The organism is Bradyrhizobium sp. 40 (genome assembly GCF_023100925.1).
Taxonomy (GTDB): Bacteria; Pseudomonadota; Alphaproteobacteria; order Rhizobiales; family Xanthobacteraceae; genus Bradyrhizobium.
The window spans coordinates 14,003-34,895 of record NZ_CP064688.1 but is presented as its reverse complement, the minus strand read 5'-3'; the positions used below and the strand labels follow the sequence as shown (position 1 = coordinate 34,895).

The following is a 20,893-nucleotide window of genomic DNA, read 5'->3' as shown; positions in this document are numbered from 1 at the left end:
AAATTGGAGCGGGCGAAGGGGCTCGAACCCTCGACCCCGACCTTGGCAAGGTCGTGCTCTACCACTGAGCTACACCCGCATCCTGTGTCGGTCGCATGACTGCGCCGGCAACGGCTGTCGTATGCCAAAAGCGGGAGGGGAATGCAACAGCTACCGGCGGCATAGATTCGCGATCGGAGGCCCGATATCGACCCGAACGCGGCCAAATGACCCAAAAAGGTCCCGGAACCGCCGAATCGGCGCGCATGGATTGAAATTCGGCCGTCTCGGCCCAATTTAGGGCCAACAGCGAAGCATATGAATTGGCGGCGTGCTAAAGAGCCGCCAATTCCATACATCAGACGAGGGGATCCCGTGACGATCATCGACCAAGGTAACGGAGCAGCGGGCCCGGCTGCCGCCGATCTGATCAAGGACACGACCACCCAGACCTTCGTGAAGGACGTCATCGAGGAATCGAAGCACCAGCCGGTGCTGATCGACTTCTGGGCGGAGTGGTGCGGCCCCTGCAAGCAGCTCACGCCCTTGCTGGAAAAAGCGGTCAAGGCCGCCAAGGGCAAGGTCAAGCTGGTCAAGATGAACATCGACCAGCATCCGGCGATCCCGGGCCAGATGGGCATCCAGTCGATTCCGGCGGTGATCGCCTTCGTCAACGGCCAGCCGGCAGACGGCTTCATGGGCGCGGTCCCGGAGAGCCAGCTCAACGCCTTCATCGAGAAGCTGACCAAGGGCGTGACCGCGCCGGGTGAGCCGAATGTCGCGGAAATCCTCCAGGAGGCCGAGGCCGTGCTCGCCGAGGGCGATGCCGCCGCGGCCGCGCAGATCTACGCGGAAGTGCTGCAGCACGAATCGACCAACATCGCCGCCCTTGCCGGGCTCGCGAAATGCTACGCGGTCTCCGGTGCGATGGAGCAGGCCAAGCAGACGCTCGCCATGGTGCCGGAATCCAAGCGCAACGACCCGGCTGTGAAAGCCGTGCAGACCGCGATCGATCTCGCCGAGCAGGCGGAGCAGCTCGGGCCCGTCGCCGAGTTGGAACAGAAAGTCGCCGCAGACCCGCTCGATCATCAGGCCCGATTCGACCTCGCGATCGCGCTGAACGCGCAAGGCAACCGGGCCGCGGCCACCGAGCAGCTGCTCGCGATCGTCAAGCGCGACCGCAAATGGAACGACGACGGCGCCCGCAAGCAGCTGGTGCAGTTCTTCGAGGCCTGGGGCGGCACCGACGATGCAACCGTCGAGGGACGCAAGCGCTTGTCGATCATCCTGTTTTCCTGACGATGATTGATCCATCACGGCCGGCGGAGCGTTAGGCATCATGACTTGATGCGGACAATGGGGACCAGATGCCGATCAACATCGAATATCGCGGGCCCGCTGACCTTCCGGAGATCCTTCCGGTGTTTCCGCTGCCGGGCGCGCTGCTGCTGCCGCGCGGGCAGATGCCGCTCAACATCTTCGAGCCGCGCTACCTCGCGATGATCGACGATGCCTTCCGCGACGGCCATCGCCTGATCGGCATGATCCAGCCCGACATCGCGCACTCTCCCAAGAATTCCGACAAGCCTTCGCTGTTCAGCGTCGGCTGTGTCGGCCGCATCACCCAGCTCGCCGAATCCGGCGACGGCCGCTACATCCTCGAGCTCACCGGCGTCTCGCGCTTCAAAGTCGTCGAGGAGCTCGAAGTGCTCACCGCCTACCGGCAGTGCAAGGTGGATTTCTTTGCCTTCGTCGACGACTTCACGCCGCGCATGGGCGAGGACGAGGTCGATCGCGAGGCACTGCTGACGGTGCTGGCGGATTTTTTGAAGGCCAACAACCTCAAGGTCGACTGGGAGGGCGTCGAGACCGCCCCCAACGAAGCGCTCGTCAACGCGCTGGCGATGATGTCGCCCTATGGCGTGGCCGAGAAGCAAGCGATGCTGGAAGCGCCCGACCTGAAGACCCGCGCCGAAATTTTGATCGCGGTGACCGAGATGGACCTCGCGAAGAAGCGCACCAGTGGCGATCCGCCGCTGCAGTGACAGGTGCCTGCGCGCCTGCTCAGGAATGATGCCGGATGCGCTTGCGTCCGGTGATCATCGCGCTGATCAGGTTCTCCCCCTGAAGACGCCCCATCATCAGCACGCCCAAGACGTGCAGCACGACCAGGACGATAACCGCGTCAGATGAATAGTGGTGGGTGTCCTCGACCCACCAGACGCCGAAAAAGGTCACGGTCACCGACATCGCGCCTGATATCGTCGAGACCGCGAGCGAGACCAGCAGCGCCACCAGCATCAACGTGCCGGCGGGATTGAGCCCGATATAGCGGCCGGTGATGCCGCGGCGCAGATTCCAGAGATAATTCGGCGCGGCCCGAAGCCTGACGCCGACCATGCGGAAGCGCGAATAGCGGCTTCCCCAAAGGCCCCAGACCAGACGGAAGGCAACAAGCCCGAGCACCGTATAACCGATGATGCGGTGAAGTCCGTCATAGATGGTCGGCGTGAACCACGCGGCCAGAACGCAAGCCGCGAGCGCCCAGTGCCAGAGCCGCAGCGGCAGGTCCCAGACCGCGACTGTCCGCGAAGCGGTTCGACCCGCGGGGGTCCGGTTGGACTCCCCGCGTGCGTGCGGCACCGTTTCTTCGATCAAGCGAGGACCACCCTCAGGCATGACTTTGCGCAGACCATTTGCGCGCAGACCATCTGGCGCGGTCTACTTCGCAATCGTGTGCTTCAGGCTGAGATCTTCGGGGCTGTAGAACAGCTCGTAAAGCTTGCCTTCCTTGACGCCGTAGACCTCGTAGCACGAGCCTTCGATCTTGGAGCGCCGCACTTCGTAGCCGAGCGCCTTGGCCTTGGCTTCCGCTTCGCTCGCCGGCTTCCACGACGCCTTGTCGAGCTTGGTGCAGTCCTTGAAACCGTCGGCCGAGGCGGCCGATCCCATCCCAATCCCGATCGTCAATGCAACGGCAACAACACGAATAACCTTCACGAACGTCTCCTCTTCTGTCGTGGGCGCTACGCCCTGGGGCGAAGCGGGACCGAAGGAAGCAAAGCACATGATGAAGTCAATGCGGTTCGCGGCCGGCTCGCTTTAGAGTTATTCTAACGATCCGAAAAAGATCAGCGCTCTCCGTATGCAGCGCGCATTTGAGACGACACTGCGGCCTTACGTCTCACGGTTTGCGCGCAGCCAATCCGACCAAGAGAGACGTCCTCTCACGCCGCGGCTGACGACAAAACCCATGCCCCGCGCCTTCGCATCCGAAAGGCCGATCGGCAGGATCCTTCGATGCAGTTTCCTCGCATCCTGATATTGGCGGGCGAAGGTAACGAGATCGAGCGCTTCGGGGCCGCCAATCTCCGTGCGCTCGCCGCGCAGCCCGTCGAACGCGCAAGTCACGACATGAGCGGCCACATCGGACGTGTCGACGGGATCGAACGTCGTGGTCGGCACCGGCCAGAGCGGAAGCCAGGCGAGGCCCGAGAGGAACTTGTCGAGCAAATAGTAGAACGGCATTGCGCGAACCACGGACCATGACAGGGCCGACGCACGCACCAGCCGCTCGCCGGCCAGCTTGACCCGGGCGTAGGGCAACGTCGCCTCGTCGAGGCCGACGATCGAGACGTGAAGGAAGTGCTGCACCCCGGCCCGCCCGCAGAGCTGCAACAGCCGCTCGGTGCCCTCGACGTCCACGGCAGAGGGCGACCTGTAGAAGTCTATCGGGCGAACGCCGCCACGCCGCGCGATCGGCGAATAGGTCGCCGCATTGATGACCGTGTCGACCTCCCTCAACGCCTCTCGCAGTCCCGCGCCTGTCGCGAGGTCTCCGTTCGCCCATTCCACATCCGGCCGCGCGCCCGGCGTTCGCGCAAAAACCCGGACGCGTCGCCTGTCCTGAACGAGACGATCGACGATATCGCGACCGAGATGACCCGTGCCTCCGGTGACCAGCGTGACCGGCATATGTCAGCCCCTGCCAATCTTGCGCGGCGGCTCGCCGGTCGGAATGAGGACGGTCTCGCCCGTTGCTACGAGCGACAGTTCGCCATGCTCATCTGCTGCGAACAGCTCGGCACGGGCGAACGCCTGCCGGCGCCCGGCACGAAGGGTCATTCCCTTGGCGATGAAAAGGCGACCGATGGCCGGTTTGAGGCAGTTCATGGAAAAATGAGACGCGGTGACCGAGCCCGCCAAGGTCGCGGCAGCAAAGCCGCAGGCGGTGTCGAGCAGAGCTGCAATCAGGCCGGCGTGCAGATGCCCGGAATATTGGCTGAAGTCGTCACGCCATGTCATGCGGATGGTCGCTTCGCCGTTGCCGGCCGCAACCACTTCAAAGCCAGCGAGGGGGTTGAACGCCGCGGATGCGTTCACAGCGCCGAGCATTGGCAGATCAAATCCGAAGCTTTCGCTCACGTCATGCTCCATCGTGGAGTCCGGTTGTCGAGATTGCTCGCCACGGCCTCTAAATGGTTGGCAGATCCGAGCAGGGCTGCCTGCTCGGCGGTCTCCGCCGCAAGCCCCGTCGCCACGTCGGAGGCCGCAGAAAGATTGAGCAGCCGCTTGGCCGCGCGGATCGCAGCGGGGCTGCGGCCGGCAATTTCATGCGCCGTTGCCAGCGCGGCCCCGACAGGATCTTCAGCGAGCTGCGTCGCAAAGCCATACGCAAGCGCCTGTTCGGCCGAGAAGACGCGGCCCGTATAGGTCAGCTCGCGAACAACGTCGTCGCGCGCAAGGTGACGCATCAATTGCGTGCCGCACATATGGGGCACGAGGCCCCATTTCGTCTCGATGATTGCGAGTTTCGTTGCGGGTGCGAGATAGCGGAGGTCTGCACCGAGCGCGAGCTGGAAGCCGCCGCCGAAGGCGACGCCATGAACCGCTGCGATCACAGGCACCGGCAACTCACGCCAGAGCCAGACCAGGTGCTGGGCATAATTAGCGATGCCATGCGTTCGCCGCGTCAGGTCGATCGACGGAATCAGCGCTTCGCCGTTCGCGGTGGCGACGAGCCGATCGAGGTCGAGGCCCGCGCAGAATGCACGCCCTTCGCCGGACAGGACGACGGCGCGGATGTCGTCGCGCGCACCAAGCTGCGTACCGGTCTCGATGATCGCCGCGAACATCGCCGAGTCTAGCGCATTCATCTTGTCGGGGCGATTGAGCCGGACATGGGCGACGCCGTTATCGATGGTCAGCCGGACACGATTTTCCATGACACTGCTCCGGTGGGTCCGTGGCTTGTCGGCGCGTCGCTCAGTAGCCGGCGACCGCCATGACGACGACGGCGCTGAGCGCCATCCATCCAAAATGCCGGCCGCGGGTGGCCCATGCGTTGGCGAGAGCGGAGAAGCCGAACACACCGGCCATGGTGACGACGATCCAGTGGCGCGCCGACTCCGATTGCATTCCAGGCGCCGCGATCAGGAGCACACCGCCGCCGATCCAGGCGACGGTAGAGGCCTGCCAGACCAGGCGGATCAGGGTGCGGAGCCGTTCCGGCTCGATGCGAGCGCGGGCAAAGACCTTGGTCTCGCCGAGAATGCCATGAACGAGGGCCACGGCAATGGTCACGACCCCGGCACACTGGAGCAAGAGATCACGCATCGTCAAAGCTCCCTGCAAATCTCGTCCATACAGTTATGTATGGTGAGATAGGCGCTGGCCTGCCGGCTGTCAATACACTAGTGTATGGTTTGCATCCGGAACCCGACATGACCGAACAGCTGACCGCCGACGACTGGATCAAACAGGGCCTGAAGGCGCTCGCGCGAGACGGCTTCACCGCGCTGAAGGCCGATCCGCTGGCGAAAGCCATGGGGGTCTCGCGCGGCAGCTTCTATTGGCATTTCGCCGATCTCGGCGCGTTCCATGCTGCTCTCTTGAAGCGCTGGCGCGAGATCGCGGCCGAGCAGATCATCGCCGAGGTCGAGACGGACAGCGACGAGCCGCTGAAAGCGCTGCTGCGCAGGACCTTTGGCGCGCGGCTCGAGCTCGAGCGCGCGGTGCGGAACTGGGCGGCCTTCGATGCGGCGGCACAGACGGCGGTGCGTGCCATCGACCGGCGCAGGCTCGACTATATCGAGGAGCTGCTGAGGAAGCGCGGGTTCGAGGCGGCGACGGCGCGAGCCCGCGCGCAAATCCTGTACTGGACGTTTCTCGGGTTCGCCCTGTCGGGCCCGCCATTGCCCGCCGCACGGCTCGAGGGCCTGCTCGACGAGATCCTGCGGATGGTTTCCGCTTGAGGCGACGCGATGGGCTGCCACGAATTTTTATGCTAGAGGCAACCGACCGCCGGAGACCCCCATGAACGCGCCCACCGAACGCCCCGAAGCCAGTGTCGATCCCAAATTGCTGGAGATTCTGGTCTGTCCGCTGACCAAGGGTCCGCTGGAGTTCGATTCTGCAAAGCAGGAGCTGATCTCGCGCAGCGCCAGGCTGGCCTATCCGATCCGCGACGGCATCCCGATCATGCTGCCGGAAGAGGCCCGCAAGATCGATTGAGAGACTTGTGGCCCGTTGAGAGACTTGTAGCCCGGATGGAGCGCAGCGAAATCCGGGCTACCGAAAATTCTACAACGCCTCGCCCTTCAACAACCGCGGTATCTCACCGGTCAAACCCGCGGCCTGGCGGATGAACAGGTTCTTCAGCGGCGGGGCGCGATCGACCAGGCCGAGGCCGATGTCGCGCACAGTGCGCAGCAGCGTCGATTGGTTGGAGAACAGGAAGTTCAGCGAGTTGGTGGCAACGCCCATCGCCATGGTGTCGAAGCGGCGCCAGCGCTGGTAGCGCTCGAGCACGTCGGCGGCGCCGAGATCCATGCCGAGCCGCGCGGCATCCACGACGACCTCGGCCAGCGCGGCGACGTCCTTCAGCCCCATGTTGAGACCCTGGCCCGCAATGGGATGGATGACGTGGGCGGAATCGCCGACCAGCGCGAGTCGCTGGGCAATGAAGGAGCGTGCGACGAAATAGGACAGCGGAAACGCGCGCGGCTTGTCGAGCGCCTTCACCTCGCCGAGATGCAGGCCGAAGCGCTGCTCGAGCTCGCCGTGAAATTCCTCATCGCTCAACGCAACGATACGCGCGGCTTCGCTGCGGCGCTCGGTCCATACCAGCGAGGAGCGCTTGCCCGAAAGCGGCAGGATCGCGAACGGACCCGCCGGCAGAAAATGCTCTTCGGCGCGGCCCTCGTGATCGCGCTCATGGCCGACGGTGACGACGATGCCGGATTGATCGTATTCCCAGCCATGGGTGGCGATGCCGGCGCGCTCGCGCAGTTTCGACTTCGCACCGTCGGCCGCGACCAGGAGGCTCGCTGCAATCACGCTGCCGTCGCCGAGCGTCACGTCGATACCTTCGGCCCGCGCGTCGTAAGACGACACGGTGGTTGCGCGGAGATCGATGCCCTCGGCCTCGGCGCGTACCACCAGCGCATCGATCAGGCGGCGGTTCTCGACCATATGCGCGAAGGGCTCGCCCGGCGCGACATCGCCGGCAAAGTTGAGGAACGCCGGGCGGGTGGCGTCTTCCAGCTTGGAATCGGTGACGACCATGTCGAGGATCGGCTGCGCCTCGCCCCTGACGTCGTCCCAGGCGCCGATTGCCTCGAACAAGCGGCGGCAGGCCGCCACGATCGCGGTCGCGCGCGGGTCCCGGCTCGGACGTGTCCCGAGCGCCGGGTCGGCGACGATGACGGGGATCTCGGGGCCGAGCCCCTGGCGCAGCGCCAGGGCTAGCGCCAGGCCCGCAAACGCGCCGCCACCAATGACAATGCTACCCTGTACCGACATACCCAATTCCCGGCTAAGTCTTTCGCGTTTTCTTGGTCTTGCTACCAGACTTGAGGTGGGCGAAACAGTGCGGTGAAACAAGGGCGGAACGCCCCCATTGTGTCATTCCGGAGCAGCGAAGCCGGGCGGCAAGGCGAAAGCTGAATTCCATGTCCAAGAGCCTGATCGACCTCATCTCGATCCTCGACCTCGAACAGCTCGAGGTGAACCTGTTCCGTGGCAACAGTCCGAAGACCAGCTGGCAACGGGTATTCGGCGGCCAAGTGATCGGGCAGGCGATGGTTGCGGCGTGCCGCACCGTCGAGGGCCGGCTGCCGCATTCGCTGCATTGCTATTTCATCCTGCCGGGCGATCCGCAGATTCCGATCATCTACCAAGTCGAGCGTCTGCGCGACGGCAAGAGCTACTCGACGCGGCGCGTCACCGCGATCCAGCACGGCAACGCGATCTTCTCGATCATGGTGTCGTTCCATGCCGAGGAAGAGAGCGCGTTCGATCACCAGGACAAGATGCCCGACGTGCCGCCGCCGGAGAAGCTCACGGCCGAGGAGGTCGCGAAGCAGCCGATGTTCAAGGAGATGCCGGAGTTCATCCGCCGCTACTATGAATCCGACCGTCCGATCGAGCTGCGCCCGGTCGAGCTCGGCCGATATTTCGGTGACAGGATCGAGGACGGCCGCATCCATGTCTGGATCAAGACCGCGGCGACGCTGCCGGACGATCCGGCGCTGCACATGTGCGCGCTGGCCTACGCGTCCGACTTCTCGCTGCTCGATGCGATCATGGCGCGCTACGGCCGTACCCTGTTCGACAAGCGCATGATGCCGGCGAGCCTCGACCACGCGATGTGGTTTCACCGCCCGTTCCGCGCCGACGAATGGCTGCTCTACGCACAGGATTCGCCGAGCGCGCGAAGCGGCCGCGGCTTGACCCGTGGTTCGATCTTCAAGCCCGACGGCACGCTGGTGGCTTCCGTCGCGCAGGAAGGCTCGGTGCGCGAGCGGAGAGCCTAGGAGGCATAAGCACGATCGATCGCGCTTATGCCTCTCGCGGTCAGGCCCGGAGCGATCCCCGCGGAGCCAGGACGGTCTCCGACGCGAACCAGTTCATGATCCAGCGATACACCCACGGGATCGGGATGATGAAGCCGCACAGGAATGCGGCCACGATGCCGCGCCAGAGAATCCCGAGACCGCTGCCGTTGAAGACGATCTCGCGCCGCGTGCCTTCGATGCTGCGGCAGAACCAGCGGATCTGAGCCGCGGCGACCCAGGCCCAGCCGATGATGGTGATGATGGAGATCGCGAACAGCAGGCTCCAGCCGACATAGGCCCAGACCGTGCCGGTGAAGCTCAGGCCGAGCGGCTGCCCGTTGGAGGCGAGGTTCGCGACCATCCATTTGATCAGGAGCCAGTAGAGAGCGATCTGGGCGATGAACAGCAAATTGCTCAGCAAGGGGACACCGATCAACCCGATCACGATCGCCAGAACGATGAAGCCGAAATACCAGGGCACCAGCGCCATCGCATTCCCGGTGAAGCTGAGATTGGGCCGCCCGGGGACCTTCACGCAGGACACGATCCATTTCGTGTACCAGACGAACACCCACGGCACCGGGATGATGAAGCACATGCCGATCAGCATCACGATGCTGCGCCACGTGAACTCGAGGATGCCGAAATCGACCGCCAGCGATCCTCCGCCGCCACCGCCGCCGTAGCCTCCGGAGCCCATCATCGGCGGGCCGCCAGCCGGCATCATCGGGGGCGCACCGCCGCCGCCGATCAGGCCGGGGATTTCGGCGGCCTTCTGCCAGCCGGCCATGCCTTCCGACCACACCAGCGTATCCGGACGCACGACACCCTGGGCAACGAGATCGCGGAATTGCCCTTCCGGATAGGGGCCCTGCTGCTTACCCTCGGATGCGTAGAACCAACTCGCCATGAAACGTCCCCCTCGAACATAGTTTTGTACCGGCCGCGACGCTTGGGTTCATCGCATCCATTCCAAAAACGCATTGTGGAGGATGAACGGCTGCCCTGTACAGAGGCGGTCGTTCACATCGCCCAACGATTTTCCGCTTCAATCTGCAAGTTTTTTATGCCATTTGCCCGGAAAGATGCCAGATTGACGCTGCGCCGGGGACATACGGCGCAGCGCACCCGGGGAATAGGCCTGACCATGAAACTCGTCGTCGCGATCATCAAACCCTTCAAGCTCGATGAAGTCCGCCAGGCGCTGACGGCGATCGGCGTCCACGGCATGACCGTGACCGAAGTGAAGGGCTATGGCCGCCAGAAGGGCCACACCGAGATTTATCGCGGCGCCGAATATGTCGTGAATTTCCTGCCGAAGCTGCGGATCGAGATCGCGGTTGCCTCCGATATCGCCGAGAAGGCCGTCGCCGTCATCACCGCGACCGCGCGCACCGGCCAGATCGGCGACGGCAAGATCTTCGTCACGCCAATCGACCACGCGACCCGCATTCGCACCGGCGAGACCGACAGCGACGCGCTCTAGATTTTTGCTTTGACGCCTTTTCTTTTCGCGAACCGGTATCCGCTTCGCTCGAAAACGCTCTTCTTCGATCGCACCGGGCAACGGCGCCACAGCGTGCGACGCAATCAATAGCTGGGGGAAACGACATGGCGGGATTGTTGCGCCGCGCGGCTGCTATCGCCGCGCCGATCGGACTTGTGTCGATCATGGCTTCGCCGGCGCGTGCCGCGGGCTCCGAGATCAACACCGCCGACACTGCCTGGATGATCGTCGCCACCGCGCTGGTGCTGATGATGACGATCCCGGGGCTCGCGCTGTTCTATTCCGGCATGGTGCGCAAGAAGAACGTGCTCGCGACCATGGCGCAGAGCCTCGCCGCGGTGACGATCATCTCCATTCTCTGGGTCGCGTTCGGCTATTCGCTGTGCTTCGTCGGCGACGGCCCGTGGATCGGCACGCTCGACCGCTGGTTTCTCGCCGGCATGACCATGGACAGCGTCAACCCGGCCGCGAAGACGATCCCGGAAGCGCTGTTCATGCTGTACCAGATGACGTTTGCGATCATCACGGTGGCGCTGGTCGCGGGCGCGGTGGCTGACCGGATGCGGTTCTCCGCTTATCTGCTGTTCTCCGTGGCATGGTTCATCTTCGTATACATTCCACTGGCGCATTGGGTCTGGGGCGGCGGCTTCCTCGCCAGCATGGGCGTGCTGGATTTCGCCGGCGGCCTCGTGGTGCATCTGTCGGCCGGCACCGCCGGCCTCGTCGCGGCGAAGGTGATGGGACGCCGTCATGGCTACGGCACCGAAAATCTCTCGCCGTTCGATCTGTCGCTTGCGGTGATGGGCACCGGCCTGTTGTGGGTCGGCTGGTTCGGCTTCAACGGCGGCTCGGCGGGCGCAGCCAATTCGCGCGCGGTGCTGGCGATCATCGCGACCCATCTCGCAGCCTGCTCCGGCGCGCTGACCTGGGGTGCGATCGAATGGTCGACGCGGCGCAAGCCATCCGTGCTCGGCATGATCTCCGGCGCGGTCGCCGGCCTCGGCACCATCACGCCGGCCTCGGGTTTCGTGGCGCCCTGGCACGGTATCGTCATCGGCGTGATCGCAGGCCTCGTCTGCTACTGGGCCTGCACCTGGCTGAAGCACCGCTTCGACTATGACGATTCGCTCGACGTGTTCGGCGTCCACGGCATCGGCGGGATGACCGGGACCCTGCTGGCCGGCGTGTTCGCAACCAGCGCGATCGGCGGCACCGCCGGCCTGCTCGAGGGCCATCCGCAGCAGCTTCTGATCCAGCTGTATGGGGTCGCCGTCACCTTCGCCTGGTCGGCCGGCGTGAGCTTCGTCCTGCTCAAGCTGGTCGGCCTGTTCGTGCCATTGCGCGTCTCCCGCGAGCACGAGCTCGAAGGACTGGATATTTCGCAGCACGGCGAGGCGCTGCAGTAATTGGGCTTGCGCAACACATAAGCCCATGCTTATGTGTTGCCATGATGGAAGCCGATATCTTCAAGGCGCTGGCCGATCCGACCCGCCGCAAGGTCTTTGAAAAGCTTGCCGGCGGAAGCCTGAATGCGAGCGCCTTGCGCGACGGATTGGAGATCAGCCAACCGGCGATGTCGCAGCATCTCGCCGTGCTGCGCGGGGCAGGCCTGGTGCGCGAACAGCGGCAGGGCCGCTTTGTGAATTACGAGGTCGATCCCGAAGGAATCGTTGCCATCGGGGCCTGGCTTGCGCGCTACCGCGCCTATTGGCCGAAACGCATGGATGCCCTCGCCGATCTCTTGAAGGAGATGGATCAATGAGTGACCCCGTGAAGCCTGATCCCTCCGACGCGGCGCTCGTGCTCGAATATCAATTCGATGCGCCGCCGGCCAAGGTCTGGCGCGCGGTGACCATTCCGGCTTTGCGCGAGCGCTGGCTGCCGGATTGCGATCTTGCGGGCGCCGAGCCGGAGACATCGATCCCGGGTCAAGAGGTGCGCTATCGGCTTCGCGATTCCGAACCGCCGTTTCGCGAAAGCCATGTCATCTTCCGGATCGAGCCGAACGAGGACGGCGGCACCCGCTTTCGCATCATCCAGCAAGCCTGCGATATCGGCATGAAGCTGCCGCAGCCGGCCAACAGCAATGGCTGCCTGATGCGCGCGGCCGCCTAACACCCGACACCACGTCATCACCCCGCAGAAACGGAGGTCGCCGATGCGCGACATGCTTCAGCTCGTCCCTATGGTCGTCGAACAATCCGCCCGCGGCGAACGATCCTTCGACATCTATTCGCGCCTGCTGCGCGAGCGCATCATATTCCTCAACGGCGAGGTCAACGATGCGATGTCCGGACTGGTCTGCGCGCAGCTCTTGTTCCTGGAGGCGGAGAATCCGAACAAGCCGATCAATCTCTACATCAATTCCTATGGCGGCGTGGTCACCGCTGGCCTTGCGATGTACGACACCATGCAATTCATCAAGGCGCCGGTGCATACGCTATGCATGGGCACCGCGCGCTCGATGGGCTCGTTCCTGCTGATGGCCGGCGAGGCCGGTCACCGCGCCGCCCTGCCCAATGCGAGCCTTCACGTTCATCAGCCGCTCGGCGGCTTTCAGGGCCAGGCGTCCGACATCCTGATCCATGCCACCGAGATGCAGGAAACCAAGCGGCGCATCATCCGGCTCTATGCCCAACATTGCGGGCGCCCCGAGCCGGACGTGGAACGAACCCTGGACCGCGACCACTTCATGACCGCGCAGCAGGCGGTCGACTGGGGGTTGATCGACCGGGTGTTCGCGGAACGCAGCGCCGCCTGACGGTTTCTGCCGGCGACCGTCCGGCAAGCCTCGCCTCGCCCAAGCTGGTTGGCCGGTTGCGCGTATTCCGTGAGCACAAGTGCGAGGGGTCCGATATTTCGCAGCACGACAAACCCTGCAATAGGCGTCCGCCTTACGGAAATACCTTTCTGCTGCCCGACGCATGAGCACCAATGTGTCGGCAGCTTGACGTGCCTTTATTTTAATCAGCCATGGTCAGGTATTGAGCGCGGCGTAATAGCGCACTGCACCGCAATACGCGTCGAACGCGAAAACACCCGTTTTCATAGCCCGTTAGGCAACGCGCCCGATCTGGCACGGCATTTGATTCTATGGGTCCTGGCTGTGCCCGCGTAGTGAACTTTCTCCCTCGTGGCGAACCAGTCGAGAAACGCCCGGCCACGTCCGGACCGGGCCCAAGCGGGGATAGGACCCATGAAAATTGTTATGGCGATTATTAAGCCATTCAAGCTGGAAGAAGTCCGCGACGCCCTGACCGCCATCGGCGTTCACGGTCTCACGGTGACGGAAGTCAAGGGATATGGCCGCCAGAAGGGCCATACGGAAATCTATCGCGGCGCCGAATATGCCGTGAGCTTCCTGCCCAAGATCAAGATCGAGGTCGCTGTCGCCTCCGACCAGGTCGACAAGACCATCGACGCCATCACGACCGCCGCGAAAACCGGACAGATCGGCGACGGCAAGATCTTCGTCATCAATCTCGACCATGCGGTTCGTATCCGCACCGGCGAGGCCGATGCTGCGGCCCTTTGATTTCGCGCTCAATCAAAATTCAATCAGGAGTAAATGAAATGACGTTTAAGCGTCCCTATGGCGCGGGATTGGCGGCTCTCGCAGTCGGCCTGTTCGCTGCGACCGCAGCCTACGCCGAGCCAACGGTCAACAAGGGAGACAACGCCTGGATGCTGACATCGACAGTGCTCGTGCTGTTGATGACGATCCCCGGCCTCGCGCTGTTCTACGGCGGCCTCGTCCGCTCCAAGAACATGCTCTCGGTCCTGATGCAGGTGTTCTACACCGTCTGCGTCGTCACCGTGATCTGGGCCGTGTACGGCTACAGCCTCACCTTCACCGGCGGCTCGGACTTCATCGGCGGCTTCTCCAAGGCCTTCATGATGGGCGTCACCACCGACTCGAAGGCCGCGACCTTCTCGGTCGACGCCAACATCTCGGAGCTCATCTATATGTGCTTCCAGATGACCTTCGCGGCGATCACGCCAGCCCTCATCGTCGGCGCCTTCGCCGAGCGCATGAAGTTCGCGGCGCTCGCGCTGTTCGTCCCGCTCTGGGTCACCCTGATCTACTTCCCGATCGCGCACATGGTCTGGTACTGGCCCGGCCCGGACATGATCCAGGACGCTGCCAAGGCTCTGGCTGCTGCGGCTGATGGCGCGGCGAAGACCGCGGCGCAGGCCAAGCTCGACGAGATCAACGCCGACGCAGGCTGGATCTTCAAGAAGGGCGCGATCGACTTCGCCGGCGGCACCGTGGTGCACATCAACGCCGGCATCGCAGGCCTCGTCGGCGCCCTGCTGATCGGGAAGCGCGTCGGCTACGGCAAGGAGCTGATGGCTCCGCACTCGCTGACGATGTCGATGATCGGCGCCTCGCTGCTCTGGGTCGGCTGGTTCGGCTTCAACGCCGGCTCCAACCTCGAAGCCAACGGCGGCGCGGCGCTTGCCATGACCAACTCCTTCGTCGCCACCGCAGCCGCAGCGCTGTCGTGGATGTTCGCGGAGTGGATCATCAAGGGTCACCCGTCGGTGCTCGGCGTCATCTCCGGCGCTGTCGCGGGCCTCGTGGCCGTCACGCCTGCCGCCGGCTTCTCCGGCGTGATGGGTGCGATCGTCCTCGGCCTCGTGGTCGGCGTGGTCTGCCTGTTCTTCTGCACCGTCGTGAAGAACGCGCTCGGCTACGACGACTCCCTCGATGTGTTCGGCGTGCACTGCGTCGGCGGCATTGTCGGCGCCCTCGGCACCGGCATCCTCGTCAATCCGGCGCTGGGTGGTGCGGGCATCATCGACTACACCGCGATCCCGCCGAAGGTTGCCGATTACGACTTCGCGGCGCAGATGATCTCCCAGGTCTGGGGCGTCGGCACCACGCTGGTGTGGTCGGGTATCGGTTCGGCGATCCTCTACAAGGTCGTCGATGTGATCGTTGGCCTCCGCGCCAATGTCGAGAGCGAGCGTGAAGGCCTCGACATCACCGAGCACACCGAGCGCGCCTACAACATGTAAGTCTCCCCCGGGCGCGGCCTCCTCGGGGGTCGCGCCCACAACTACGGTTTGGGGCACATACCCGGCAATGTCCCGACCGTTGAGGGGCTCCAGCGCAAGTTGGAGCCCCTTTCTTTTTGTCCGGCCGGCCGGAAGAAACGCAAAAAGAAAAAGATTGCCATTCCACACCGCCGGCGCAGAAATATCGACCACAAGAAACAACAATCGGGAGGTCGTCATGCGTTTGGAAGGCGGATGCTATTGCGGCGAAGTGCGCTATGTCGCCGAGGGCGACCCGATGATGCAGGCGCAGTGTCATTGCCGCGAGTGCCAGTACATCTCGGGCGGCGCGCCCAACACTTTCATCGCGATGCCGGCGGCCGGCTTCAGCTACATCACTGGGCAGCCCAAGCAGTTCACCCGCAAGGACCTCGAGCGCGCCGTGACGCGCGAGTTCTGCGGCGAATGCGGCACCCATCTGGTGACCAAGGTTCCCGGACTGCCAGCCGCGATCCTGAAGGTCGGCACGCTGGACGACCCCAAACAGTTCCATCCCCAGATGGCGATCTACACCTGCGACAAGCAGGACTTCCACGCGATCCCCGCGGGCATGGCGACATTCGAGAAGCTGCCGGCGCACTAGAGCCGCGATGACGGCGCGCTCCCTCCCCCGCATGCGGGGGAGGGCTGGGGAGAGGGCGCCTCAACATCGGGACAGTCGCTGTTTGGAGAGAACCCTCACCCGCGCCTCCGGCGCGACCTCTCCCGCAAGGGGGAGAGGCAAGACCCCCCGCGCATCCCGTTGTTATCCGGCCTCATTATTCCTGCTCTGGACGGAGCCGGCGAACCGATGGTTAATCGCGTCTTAACCTCGCCCTATCTATGGTGAACTGAACCGCTTCCCGCCGGCGCCTTGGTCGCGACCGGCTGTTCCAAGAGTGCTGGCGTCCAGAATGGCTATGACCGCTTCATCCCGTACGCCGCAGGACAGCGGAAGCTCCGATAGCGAACGCTCTCCCTTCGTCCGGCTGAACGAACTGCTGGCGCCGCATCAGCCCGGCAAGCCTTTGATTTCGCTTGCCGTCGGCGAGCCCCAGCATCCCGTGCCCGATTTCGTCGGCCCGGTGCTGGCCAAGCACATCGCCGATTTCGGCCGTTACCCCGCGAACAAGGGCACCGACCCGTTCCGCAAGGCTGCAGGCGCCTGGCTGTCGTCGCGCTTCAAGCTGCCGCGCACCCTCGATCCCGAGAGCGAGATTCTCGTCCTCAATGGCAGCCGCGAAGGCCTGTTCCTCGCCGCGATCGCGGCCGCGCGCTATGTCGGCCCGCGTCCCGGCAAGCCCGCGATCCTGATGCCGAACCCGTTCTATCCGGTCTATGGCGCCGGCGCCCGCGCCGCCGCTTGCGAGCCGGTCTACCTGCCGACCACGGCCGAGAACGGCTTCCTGCCCGATCTCGACGCCATCGACGAGGCGACGCTCGCGCGCACGGTGGCGTTCTATCTGGCTTCGCCCGCCAACCCGCAGGGCTCGGTCGCCTCGCGCGGTTATTTCACGCGCCTGAAGCAGCTCGCCGACCGCTACGGCTTCGTGATCCTCAGCGACGAGTGCTATTCGGAGATCTACACCCGCGAAGCTCCCGGCAGCGCGCTTGAATGCGCCGGCCCTGATTTCACCCGCGTGGTTGCGTTCCAGTCGCTGTCGAAGCGCTCCAACCTGCCGGGCTTGCGCGTCGGCTTCGCCGCCGGCGACAAAAAACTCATCGGCATGTTCCTCGAGCTGCGCAACATCGCGGCGCCGCAGGTGCCGGTGCCGCTCCAGCATGTCGCGACCGTCGCTTACGGCGACGAGGCGCATGTCGAGGAGAACCGCAGGCTCTACCGGATCAAGTTCGATCTCGCCGACCAGATCATCGGCGGTCGTTACGGCTATCGCCGGCCCGACGCCGGCTTCTGCGTCTGGCTCAACACGTCCGAAATCGGCGACGATGTGTCCGTGTGCCTGAAACTCTTCAAGGAAGCAGGCGTGCGCGTGGTGCCCGGCAGCTATCTGGCGAGGCTCCAGCCCGACGGCTTCAATCCCGGCGCGGGCTACATTCGCCTTGCGCTGGTGCAGGATGGCGAGACCACGGCGCAGGCGCTGCACCGCCTGGTCGAGACTCTGGGTTAGGCGGGGCCCGTGAGCATGTCGACAATCGAACGTGTCATTCCCTTGGTCGGCCATCTGCCGCCCTCGATCCGCGAAGGGCTGGCGCGGCGCGTGCGCGAGCTCAGCGGTCTCGGCCTGATCGCATTGTCGGGCGTCGCCTCGGCGGCGCTGATGACCTGGTCGGTGCAGGATCCCAGCCTCAGCCACGCAACGTCGCGGCCGATCCGCAACATTCTCGGCTATGCCGGCGCGATCGGCGCCGACCTTGCGATGCAGATTCTCGGGCTCGGCGCGATCATGCTGGTTCTGACGGTCGCGGTCTGGGGCTGGCGCATGCTGACCCATCGTCCGTTCGACCGCGAGGCACTGCGGCTCGGCTCCTGGATTCTCTGCACGGTGATCGCGGCGGGCTTCGTCAGCTGCTGGCCACATGGCGGCGCCTGGCCGCTGCCGACCGGCCTCGGCGGCGTTGTCGGCGATGCGCTGGTTCGCGCGCCTGCGGTGATCTTCGGACCGCCGGGCATGATCTATCGCATGGTGCTCGGCACGATCCTGTTCGCCGCGATGGCGGCGACCTTCCTGATCGCCTGCGGCCTTGGCGCACGCGAGCATGACGACGAACTCGCGGAGATCGAGGACGACGACAAGCCGCTCGACCAGGACGATGAGAGCGATCGCGGTTCGGTATCGCTGGGCTGGCTGTTCCACGCATTGATGAGCACGAAGGCGCGGCTGATCTGGTTGCTTGGCGCTGCCTACCGCTCGCTGGTCTCAAGCGGACCGAAGACCAAGGCCGTTGCATTCAGCCGCCAGGAGCCGAAGCTCGGTGGCGGCCGCGCCGCGCCCTCGATCTCGCCGCAGGCCCAGGACGAGGACTACGACGACGAGCACGAAGAGGTCGAGGAAGACGAGGAAGAGGAGGAGGAACCCGCCGCCCGCGCTCCGCGCAAGAAGGCTGCGCCCAAGGCCGCTTCCAAGAAATCCTCCGACAAGTTCGAGCTTCCGTCCGTGTCGGTGCTGGCCGCGCCGAAGGCCGGCGATCGCCAGCCGCTCAGCAAGGCCGAGCTGGAAACCAATTCGCGCGCGCTCGAAGGCGTGCTGCAGGATTTCGGCGTTCGCGGCGAGATCGTGAAGGCCCATCCGGGTCCCGTGGTCACGCTGTACGAGCTGGAGCCGGCGCCGGGTATCAAGTCGTCGCGCGTGATCGGCCTTTCCGACGACATTGCACGTTCAATGAGCGCGCTGTCGGCGCGCGTCGCCGTCGTGCCCGGACGCAATGCCATCGGCATCGAGCTGCCGAACGCGCATCGCGAAAAGGTCTATCTGCGCGAGCTGCTGGTCGCCAAGGAGACCGTCGATTCGGTTGCGAAACTGCCGCTCTGCCTCGGCAAGACCATCGGCGGTGATCCCGTCATCATCGACCTCGCACGCACACCGCACATGCTGATCGCCGGTACCACCGGCTCCGGCAAGTCGGTCGCCATCAACACCATGATCCTCAGCCTGGTCTATCGACTGCGCCCGGACCAGTGCCGCCTGATCATGGTCGATCCGAAGATGCTCGAACTCTCCGTCTATGACGGCATTCCCCATCTGCTCACGCCCGTCGTGACCGACCCGAAGAAGGCGGTGGTCGCGCTGAAATGGGCCGTGCGCGAGATGGAAGAGCGCTACAAGAACATGGCAAAGCTCGGTGTGCGCAACATCGACGGTTACAACACGCGCTTGCTCGAGTTGAAGGCCAAGGGCGAAGAGCCGACGCGCACGGTGCACACCGGCTTCGACAAGGAAACCGGCAAGGCAATCTACGAGGAAGAGAAGCTCTCGCTCGACCCGCTGCCCTACATCGTCATCATCGTGGACGAAATGGCCGACCTGATGATGGTCGCCGGCAAGGACATCGAAGGCGCGGTGCAGCGCCTCGCGCAGATGGCGCGCGCCGCCGGCCTGCACGTGATCCTCGCAACGCAGCGTCCATCGGTCGACGTCATCACCGGCACCATCAAGGCGAACTTCCCGACCCGCATCGCGTTCCAGGTGACGTCCAAGATCGACAGCCGTACGATTCTCGGCGAGATGGGCGCCGAGCAGCTGCTCGGCCAGGGCGACATGCTCTACATGGCCGGCGGCGGTCGCATCAGCCGCGTGCACGGACCTTTCGCGTCGGACGAGGAAGTCGAGAAGGTGGTGCGCCACCTCAAGACGCAGGGACAGCCGGAATATCTCGAAGCCGTCACAGCCGAAGAACCCAGCGAGGACGAGGACGGCGCGGTGTTCGACGCGTCCGCCATGGGCGCGGATGGCGGCGGCGATCTGTTCTCGCAGGCTGTTGCGATCGTCAAACGCGACCGCAAGGCCTCGACCAGCTACATCCAGCGTCGCCTGCAGATCGGCTATAACCGCGCCGCATCGCTGATGGAGCGCATGGAACTGGAGGGTATCGTCGGACCCGCCAACCACGCCGGCAAGCGCGAGATTCTGGTCGAGGAAGAAGACAGCCATATGTGAGGCGAGCCGCCTCAAGCCATCATTCACGCAAAAACGTTATCTGCTTTTGGCCGAAATCACGCTAAAAGGGCGCCCAGCCACACAGGACGACGCGTTGATCAGACATCCGGACATTCGATTCGCTGCCATTGTCGCCGCGCGGAGCGCGCGCATGGCCGGCGTGATTCTCGTCACCGCCGCGATGGTGATCACGGCGTCATTCGCGCAGACCGTTCCCGTGCCGAAGCCTGCGCCGAAGGGCCGCGATGGCGGTCCGGCCGGTGGAGGGCCCGCGGTCACCGGCGCGACCCAGACGCCGCCGAATCCGGTGATTCCGGATCCGCGCCGCAACGTGCCGAGCAGCATCTTCCAGACCTTCGATGCGAACCAGAAGGCGCAGGCGGCCAAGGTCAGCGCCTATTTGTCGTCATTGTCGACGCTGGTCGGGAATTTCGTCCAGGTCGGCCCCGACGGCAGCAAGACGCAAGGCGACTTCTACATCCAGAAGCCGGGCAAGGTGCGCTTCGAATATGACGCGCCGAGCCCGATCGACATCGTCGCCGACGGCTCGTCGCTGGTGGTGCGCGACCGCAAGCTCGCGACGCAGGACGTCTATCCGCTGTCGCAGACACCGCTGCGTTTCCTGCTGTCCGACCGCATCGACCTGATGAAGGACACCAACGTCGTCAACGTCTCGGCCGACGACGTCTTCGTCAGCGTCACCATCGAGGAGAAGCAGGCGCTGGTCGGCACCAGTCGCCTCCTGCTGATGTTCGGCGCCAAGGACGGCCAGTTGAAGCAGTGGACCGTCACCGACCCGCAGGGCTACGACACCACGATCGCGGTCTACAATCTGGACACGAGCAAGAAGCTCGATCCCGGCATGTTCAAGATCGATTTTACCAATTACGGCCCGTCGCCGGGCTGAGTGCCAT

At 64.4% G+C, this 20,893-nt stretch carries 24 protein-coding genes and 1 tRNA gene; 16 read left to right on the top strand and 9 right to left on the bottom strand.

The window, feature by feature from the left end; all coding sequences use genetic code 11:
* Positions 1–4 precede the first annotated feature (4 nt).
* Positions 5–79 (bottom strand) — tRNA-Gly (locus tag IVB40_RS00190).
* 275 nt (positions 80–354) lie between these two features.
* Here IVB40_RS00190 and trxA point away from each other — a divergent pair.
* Both trxA and IVB40_RS00180 read left to right on the top strand, forming a co-directional pair.
* Positions 355–1,278 (top strand): thioredoxin, encoded by a 924-nt coding sequence (gene trxA, locus IVB40_RS00185; RefSeq protein WP_027566282.1) that lies wholly within the window; start codon positions 355–357, stop codon positions 1,276–1,278.
* A 68-nt stretch (positions 1,279–1,346) separates the two neighbouring features.
* Entirely contained in the window at positions 1,347–2,024 is a 678-nt protein-coding gene (locus tag IVB40_RS00180) for an LON peptidase substrate-binding domain-containing protein (protein ID WP_247405251.1), read from the top strand.
* 19 nt (positions 2,025–2,043) lie between these two features.
* Here IVB40_RS00180 and IVB40_RS00175 read toward each other — a convergent pair whose 3' ends face one another.
* The 6 genes from IVB40_RS00175 to IVB40_RS00150 all read right to left on the bottom strand — a co-directional run bounded on the left by IVB40_RS00175 (position 2,044) and on the right by IVB40_RS00150 (position 5,595).
* Entirely contained in the window at positions 2,044–2,637 is a 594-nt protein-coding gene (locus IVB40_RS00175) for a cytochrome b/b6 domain-containing protein (RefSeq protein ID WP_247817790.1), read from the bottom strand.
* A gap of 63 nt (positions 2,638–2,700) precedes the next feature.
* A complete protein-coding gene (locus IVB40_RS00170) occupies positions 2,701–2,979 on the bottom strand; it encodes a PepSY domain-containing protein (protein WP_027566280.1) in 279 nt (92 codons plus the stop codon).
* Positions 2,980–3,156: 177 nt separating this feature from the next.
* Entirely contained in the window at positions 3,157–3,954 is a 798-nt protein-coding gene (locus tag IVB40_RS00165; protein WP_247817789.1) for an NAD(P)H-binding protein, read from the bottom strand.
* 3 nt (positions 3,955–3,957) lie between these two features.
* Positions 3,958–4,404, bottom strand: a complete 447-nt coding sequence (locus IVB40_RS00160) for a PaaI family thioesterase (protein WP_247817788.1) — start codon at positions 4,402–4,404, stop codon at positions 3,958–3,960.
* The gene (locus tag IVB40_RS00155) at positions 4,401–5,204 is read right to left on the bottom strand and encodes a crotonase/enoyl-CoA hydratase family protein (protein ID WP_247817787.1); all 804 of its coding nucleotides are present in this window, start codon (positions 5,202–5,204) and stop codon (positions 4,401–4,403) included. The genes IVB40_RS00160 and IVB40_RS00155 overlap by 4 nt, the downstream gene beginning before the upstream one ends.
* Positions 5,205–5,244: 40 nt before the next feature.
* Positions 5,245–5,595, bottom strand: coding sequence for a hypothetical protein (locus IVB40_RS00150; RefSeq protein ID WP_247285011.1), 351 nt, complete (start codon positions 5,593–5,595; stop codon positions 5,245–5,247).
* Positions 5,596–5,702: 107 nt separating this feature from the next.
* Here IVB40_RS00150 and IVB40_RS00145 point away from each other — a divergent pair, with 107 nt between their 5' ends.
* Together IVB40_RS00145 and IVB40_RS00140 are read left to right on the top strand one after the other, a co-directional pair.
* Positions 5,703–6,233: a TetR/AcrR family transcriptional regulator gene (locus IVB40_RS00145; RefSeq protein ID WP_247285012.1), complete on the top strand. Its 531-nt coding sequence runs from the start codon at positions 5,703–5,705 to the stop codon at positions 6,231–6,233.
* A gap of 61 nt (positions 6,234–6,294) precedes the next feature.
* Positions 6,295–6,492 carry a Trm112 family protein gene (locus IVB40_RS00140; RefSeq protein ID WP_027514851.1) on the top strand — a complete coding sequence of 66 codons (198 nt, stop codon included), beginning with the start codon at positions 6,295–6,297 and terminating at the stop codon, positions 6,490–6,492.
* 69 nt (positions 6,493–6,561) lie between these two features.
* On the opposite strand, the gene IVB40_RS00135 is transcribed toward IVB40_RS00140, so the two are convergent.
* Positions 6,562–7,782: a ubiquinone biosynthesis hydroxylase gene (locus tag IVB40_RS00135; RefSeq protein WP_027566274.1), complete on the bottom strand. Its 1,221-nt coding sequence runs from the start codon at positions 7,780–7,782 to the stop codon at positions 6,562–6,564.
* 149 nt (positions 7,783–7,931) lie between these two features.
* Here IVB40_RS00135 and tesB point away from each other — a divergent pair, with 149 nt between their 5' ends.
* Positions 7,932–8,795 (top strand): acyl-CoA thioesterase II, encoded by an 864-nt coding sequence (tesB, locus tag IVB40_RS00130; protein ID WP_027566273.1) that lies wholly within the window; start codon positions 7,932–7,934, stop codon positions 8,793–8,795.
* 40 nt (positions 8,796–8,835) lie between these two features.
* Here the strand turns inward: tesB and IVB40_RS00125 are convergent, their stop codons facing one another.
* A complete protein-coding gene (locus tag IVB40_RS00125) occupies positions 8,836–9,726 on the bottom strand; it encodes a DUF4339 domain-containing protein (protein WP_247817786.1) in 891 nt (296 codons plus the stop codon).
* Between the two features lie 237 nt (positions 9,727–9,963).
* Here IVB40_RS00125 and IVB40_RS00120 point away from each other — a divergent pair, with 237 nt between their 5' ends.
* The 11 genes from IVB40_RS00120 (at position 9,964) to IVB40_RS00070 (ending at position 20,886) form a co-directional block, all read left to right on the top strand.
* Positions 9,964–10,302, top strand: a complete 339-nt coding sequence (locus IVB40_RS00120) for a P-II family nitrogen regulator (RefSeq protein ID WP_007598647.1) — start codon at positions 9,964–9,966, stop codon at positions 10,300–10,302.
* 125 nt (positions 10,303–10,427) lie between these two features.
* Positions 10,428–11,729, top strand: a complete 1,302-nt coding sequence (locus tag IVB40_RS00115; RefSeq protein WP_027566271.1) for an ammonium transporter — start codon at positions 10,428–10,430, stop codon at positions 11,727–11,729.
* Positions 11,730–11,770: 41 nt separating this feature from the next.
* A complete protein-coding gene (locus IVB40_RS00110; RefSeq protein ID WP_247405224.1) occupies positions 11,771–12,085 on the top strand; it encodes a metalloregulator ArsR/SmtB family transcription factor in 315 nt (104 codons plus the stop codon).
* Positions 12,082–12,438, top strand: a complete 357-nt coding sequence (locus IVB40_RS00105) for a hypothetical protein (protein WP_247817785.1) — start codon at positions 12,082–12,084, stop codon at positions 12,436–12,438. The genes IVB40_RS00110 and IVB40_RS00105 overlap by 4 nt, the downstream gene beginning before the upstream one ends.
* Before the next feature lie 43 nt (positions 12,439–12,481).
* Positions 12,482–13,084: an ATP-dependent Clp protease proteolytic subunit gene (locus tag IVB40_RS00100; protein WP_247817784.1), complete on the top strand. Its 603-nt coding sequence runs from the start codon at positions 12,482–12,484 to the stop codon at positions 13,082–13,084.
* Between the two features lie 435 nt (positions 13,085–13,519).
* Positions 13,520–13,858 carry a P-II family nitrogen regulator gene (locus tag IVB40_RS00095; protein WP_007598642.1) on the top strand — a complete coding sequence of 113 codons (339 nt, stop codon included), beginning with the start codon at positions 13,520–13,522 and terminating at the stop codon, positions 13,856–13,858.
* Positions 13,859–13,896: 38 nt separating this feature from the next.
* On the top strand, positions 13,897–15,345 hold the full coding sequence (locus IVB40_RS00090) for an ammonium transporter (protein WP_027514843.1): 1,449 nt from the start codon (positions 13,897–13,899) through the stop codon (positions 15,343–15,345).
* A 217-nt stretch (positions 15,346–15,562) separates the two neighbouring features.
* Positions 15,563–15,967 carry a GFA family protein gene (locus IVB40_RS00085; protein ID WP_247357348.1) on the top strand — a complete coding sequence of 135 codons (405 nt, stop codon included), beginning with the start codon at positions 15,563–15,565 and terminating at the stop codon, positions 15,965–15,967.
* A gap of 310 nt (positions 15,968–16,277) precedes the next feature.
* Positions 16,278–17,492 carry an aminotransferase class I/II-fold pyridoxal phosphate-dependent enzyme gene (locus tag IVB40_RS00080; RefSeq protein WP_247405213.1) on the top strand — a complete coding sequence of 405 codons (1,215 nt, stop codon included), beginning with the start codon at positions 16,278–16,280 and terminating at the stop codon, positions 17,490–17,492.
* 9 nt (positions 17,493–17,501) lie between these two features.
* Positions 17,502–19,979: a DNA translocase FtsK gene (locus IVB40_RS00075; protein WP_247461166.1), complete on the top strand. Its 2,478-nt coding sequence runs from the start codon at positions 17,502–17,504 to the stop codon at positions 19,977–19,979.
* Positions 19,980–20,130: 151 nt separating this feature from the next.
* Complete coding sequence (locus IVB40_RS00070) at positions 20,131–20,886, top strand: outer membrane lipoprotein carrier protein LolA (protein ID WP_027566264.1); 756 nt, start codon at positions 20,131–20,133, stop codon at positions 20,884–20,886.
* Positions 20,887–20,893: the final 7 nt, after the last annotated feature.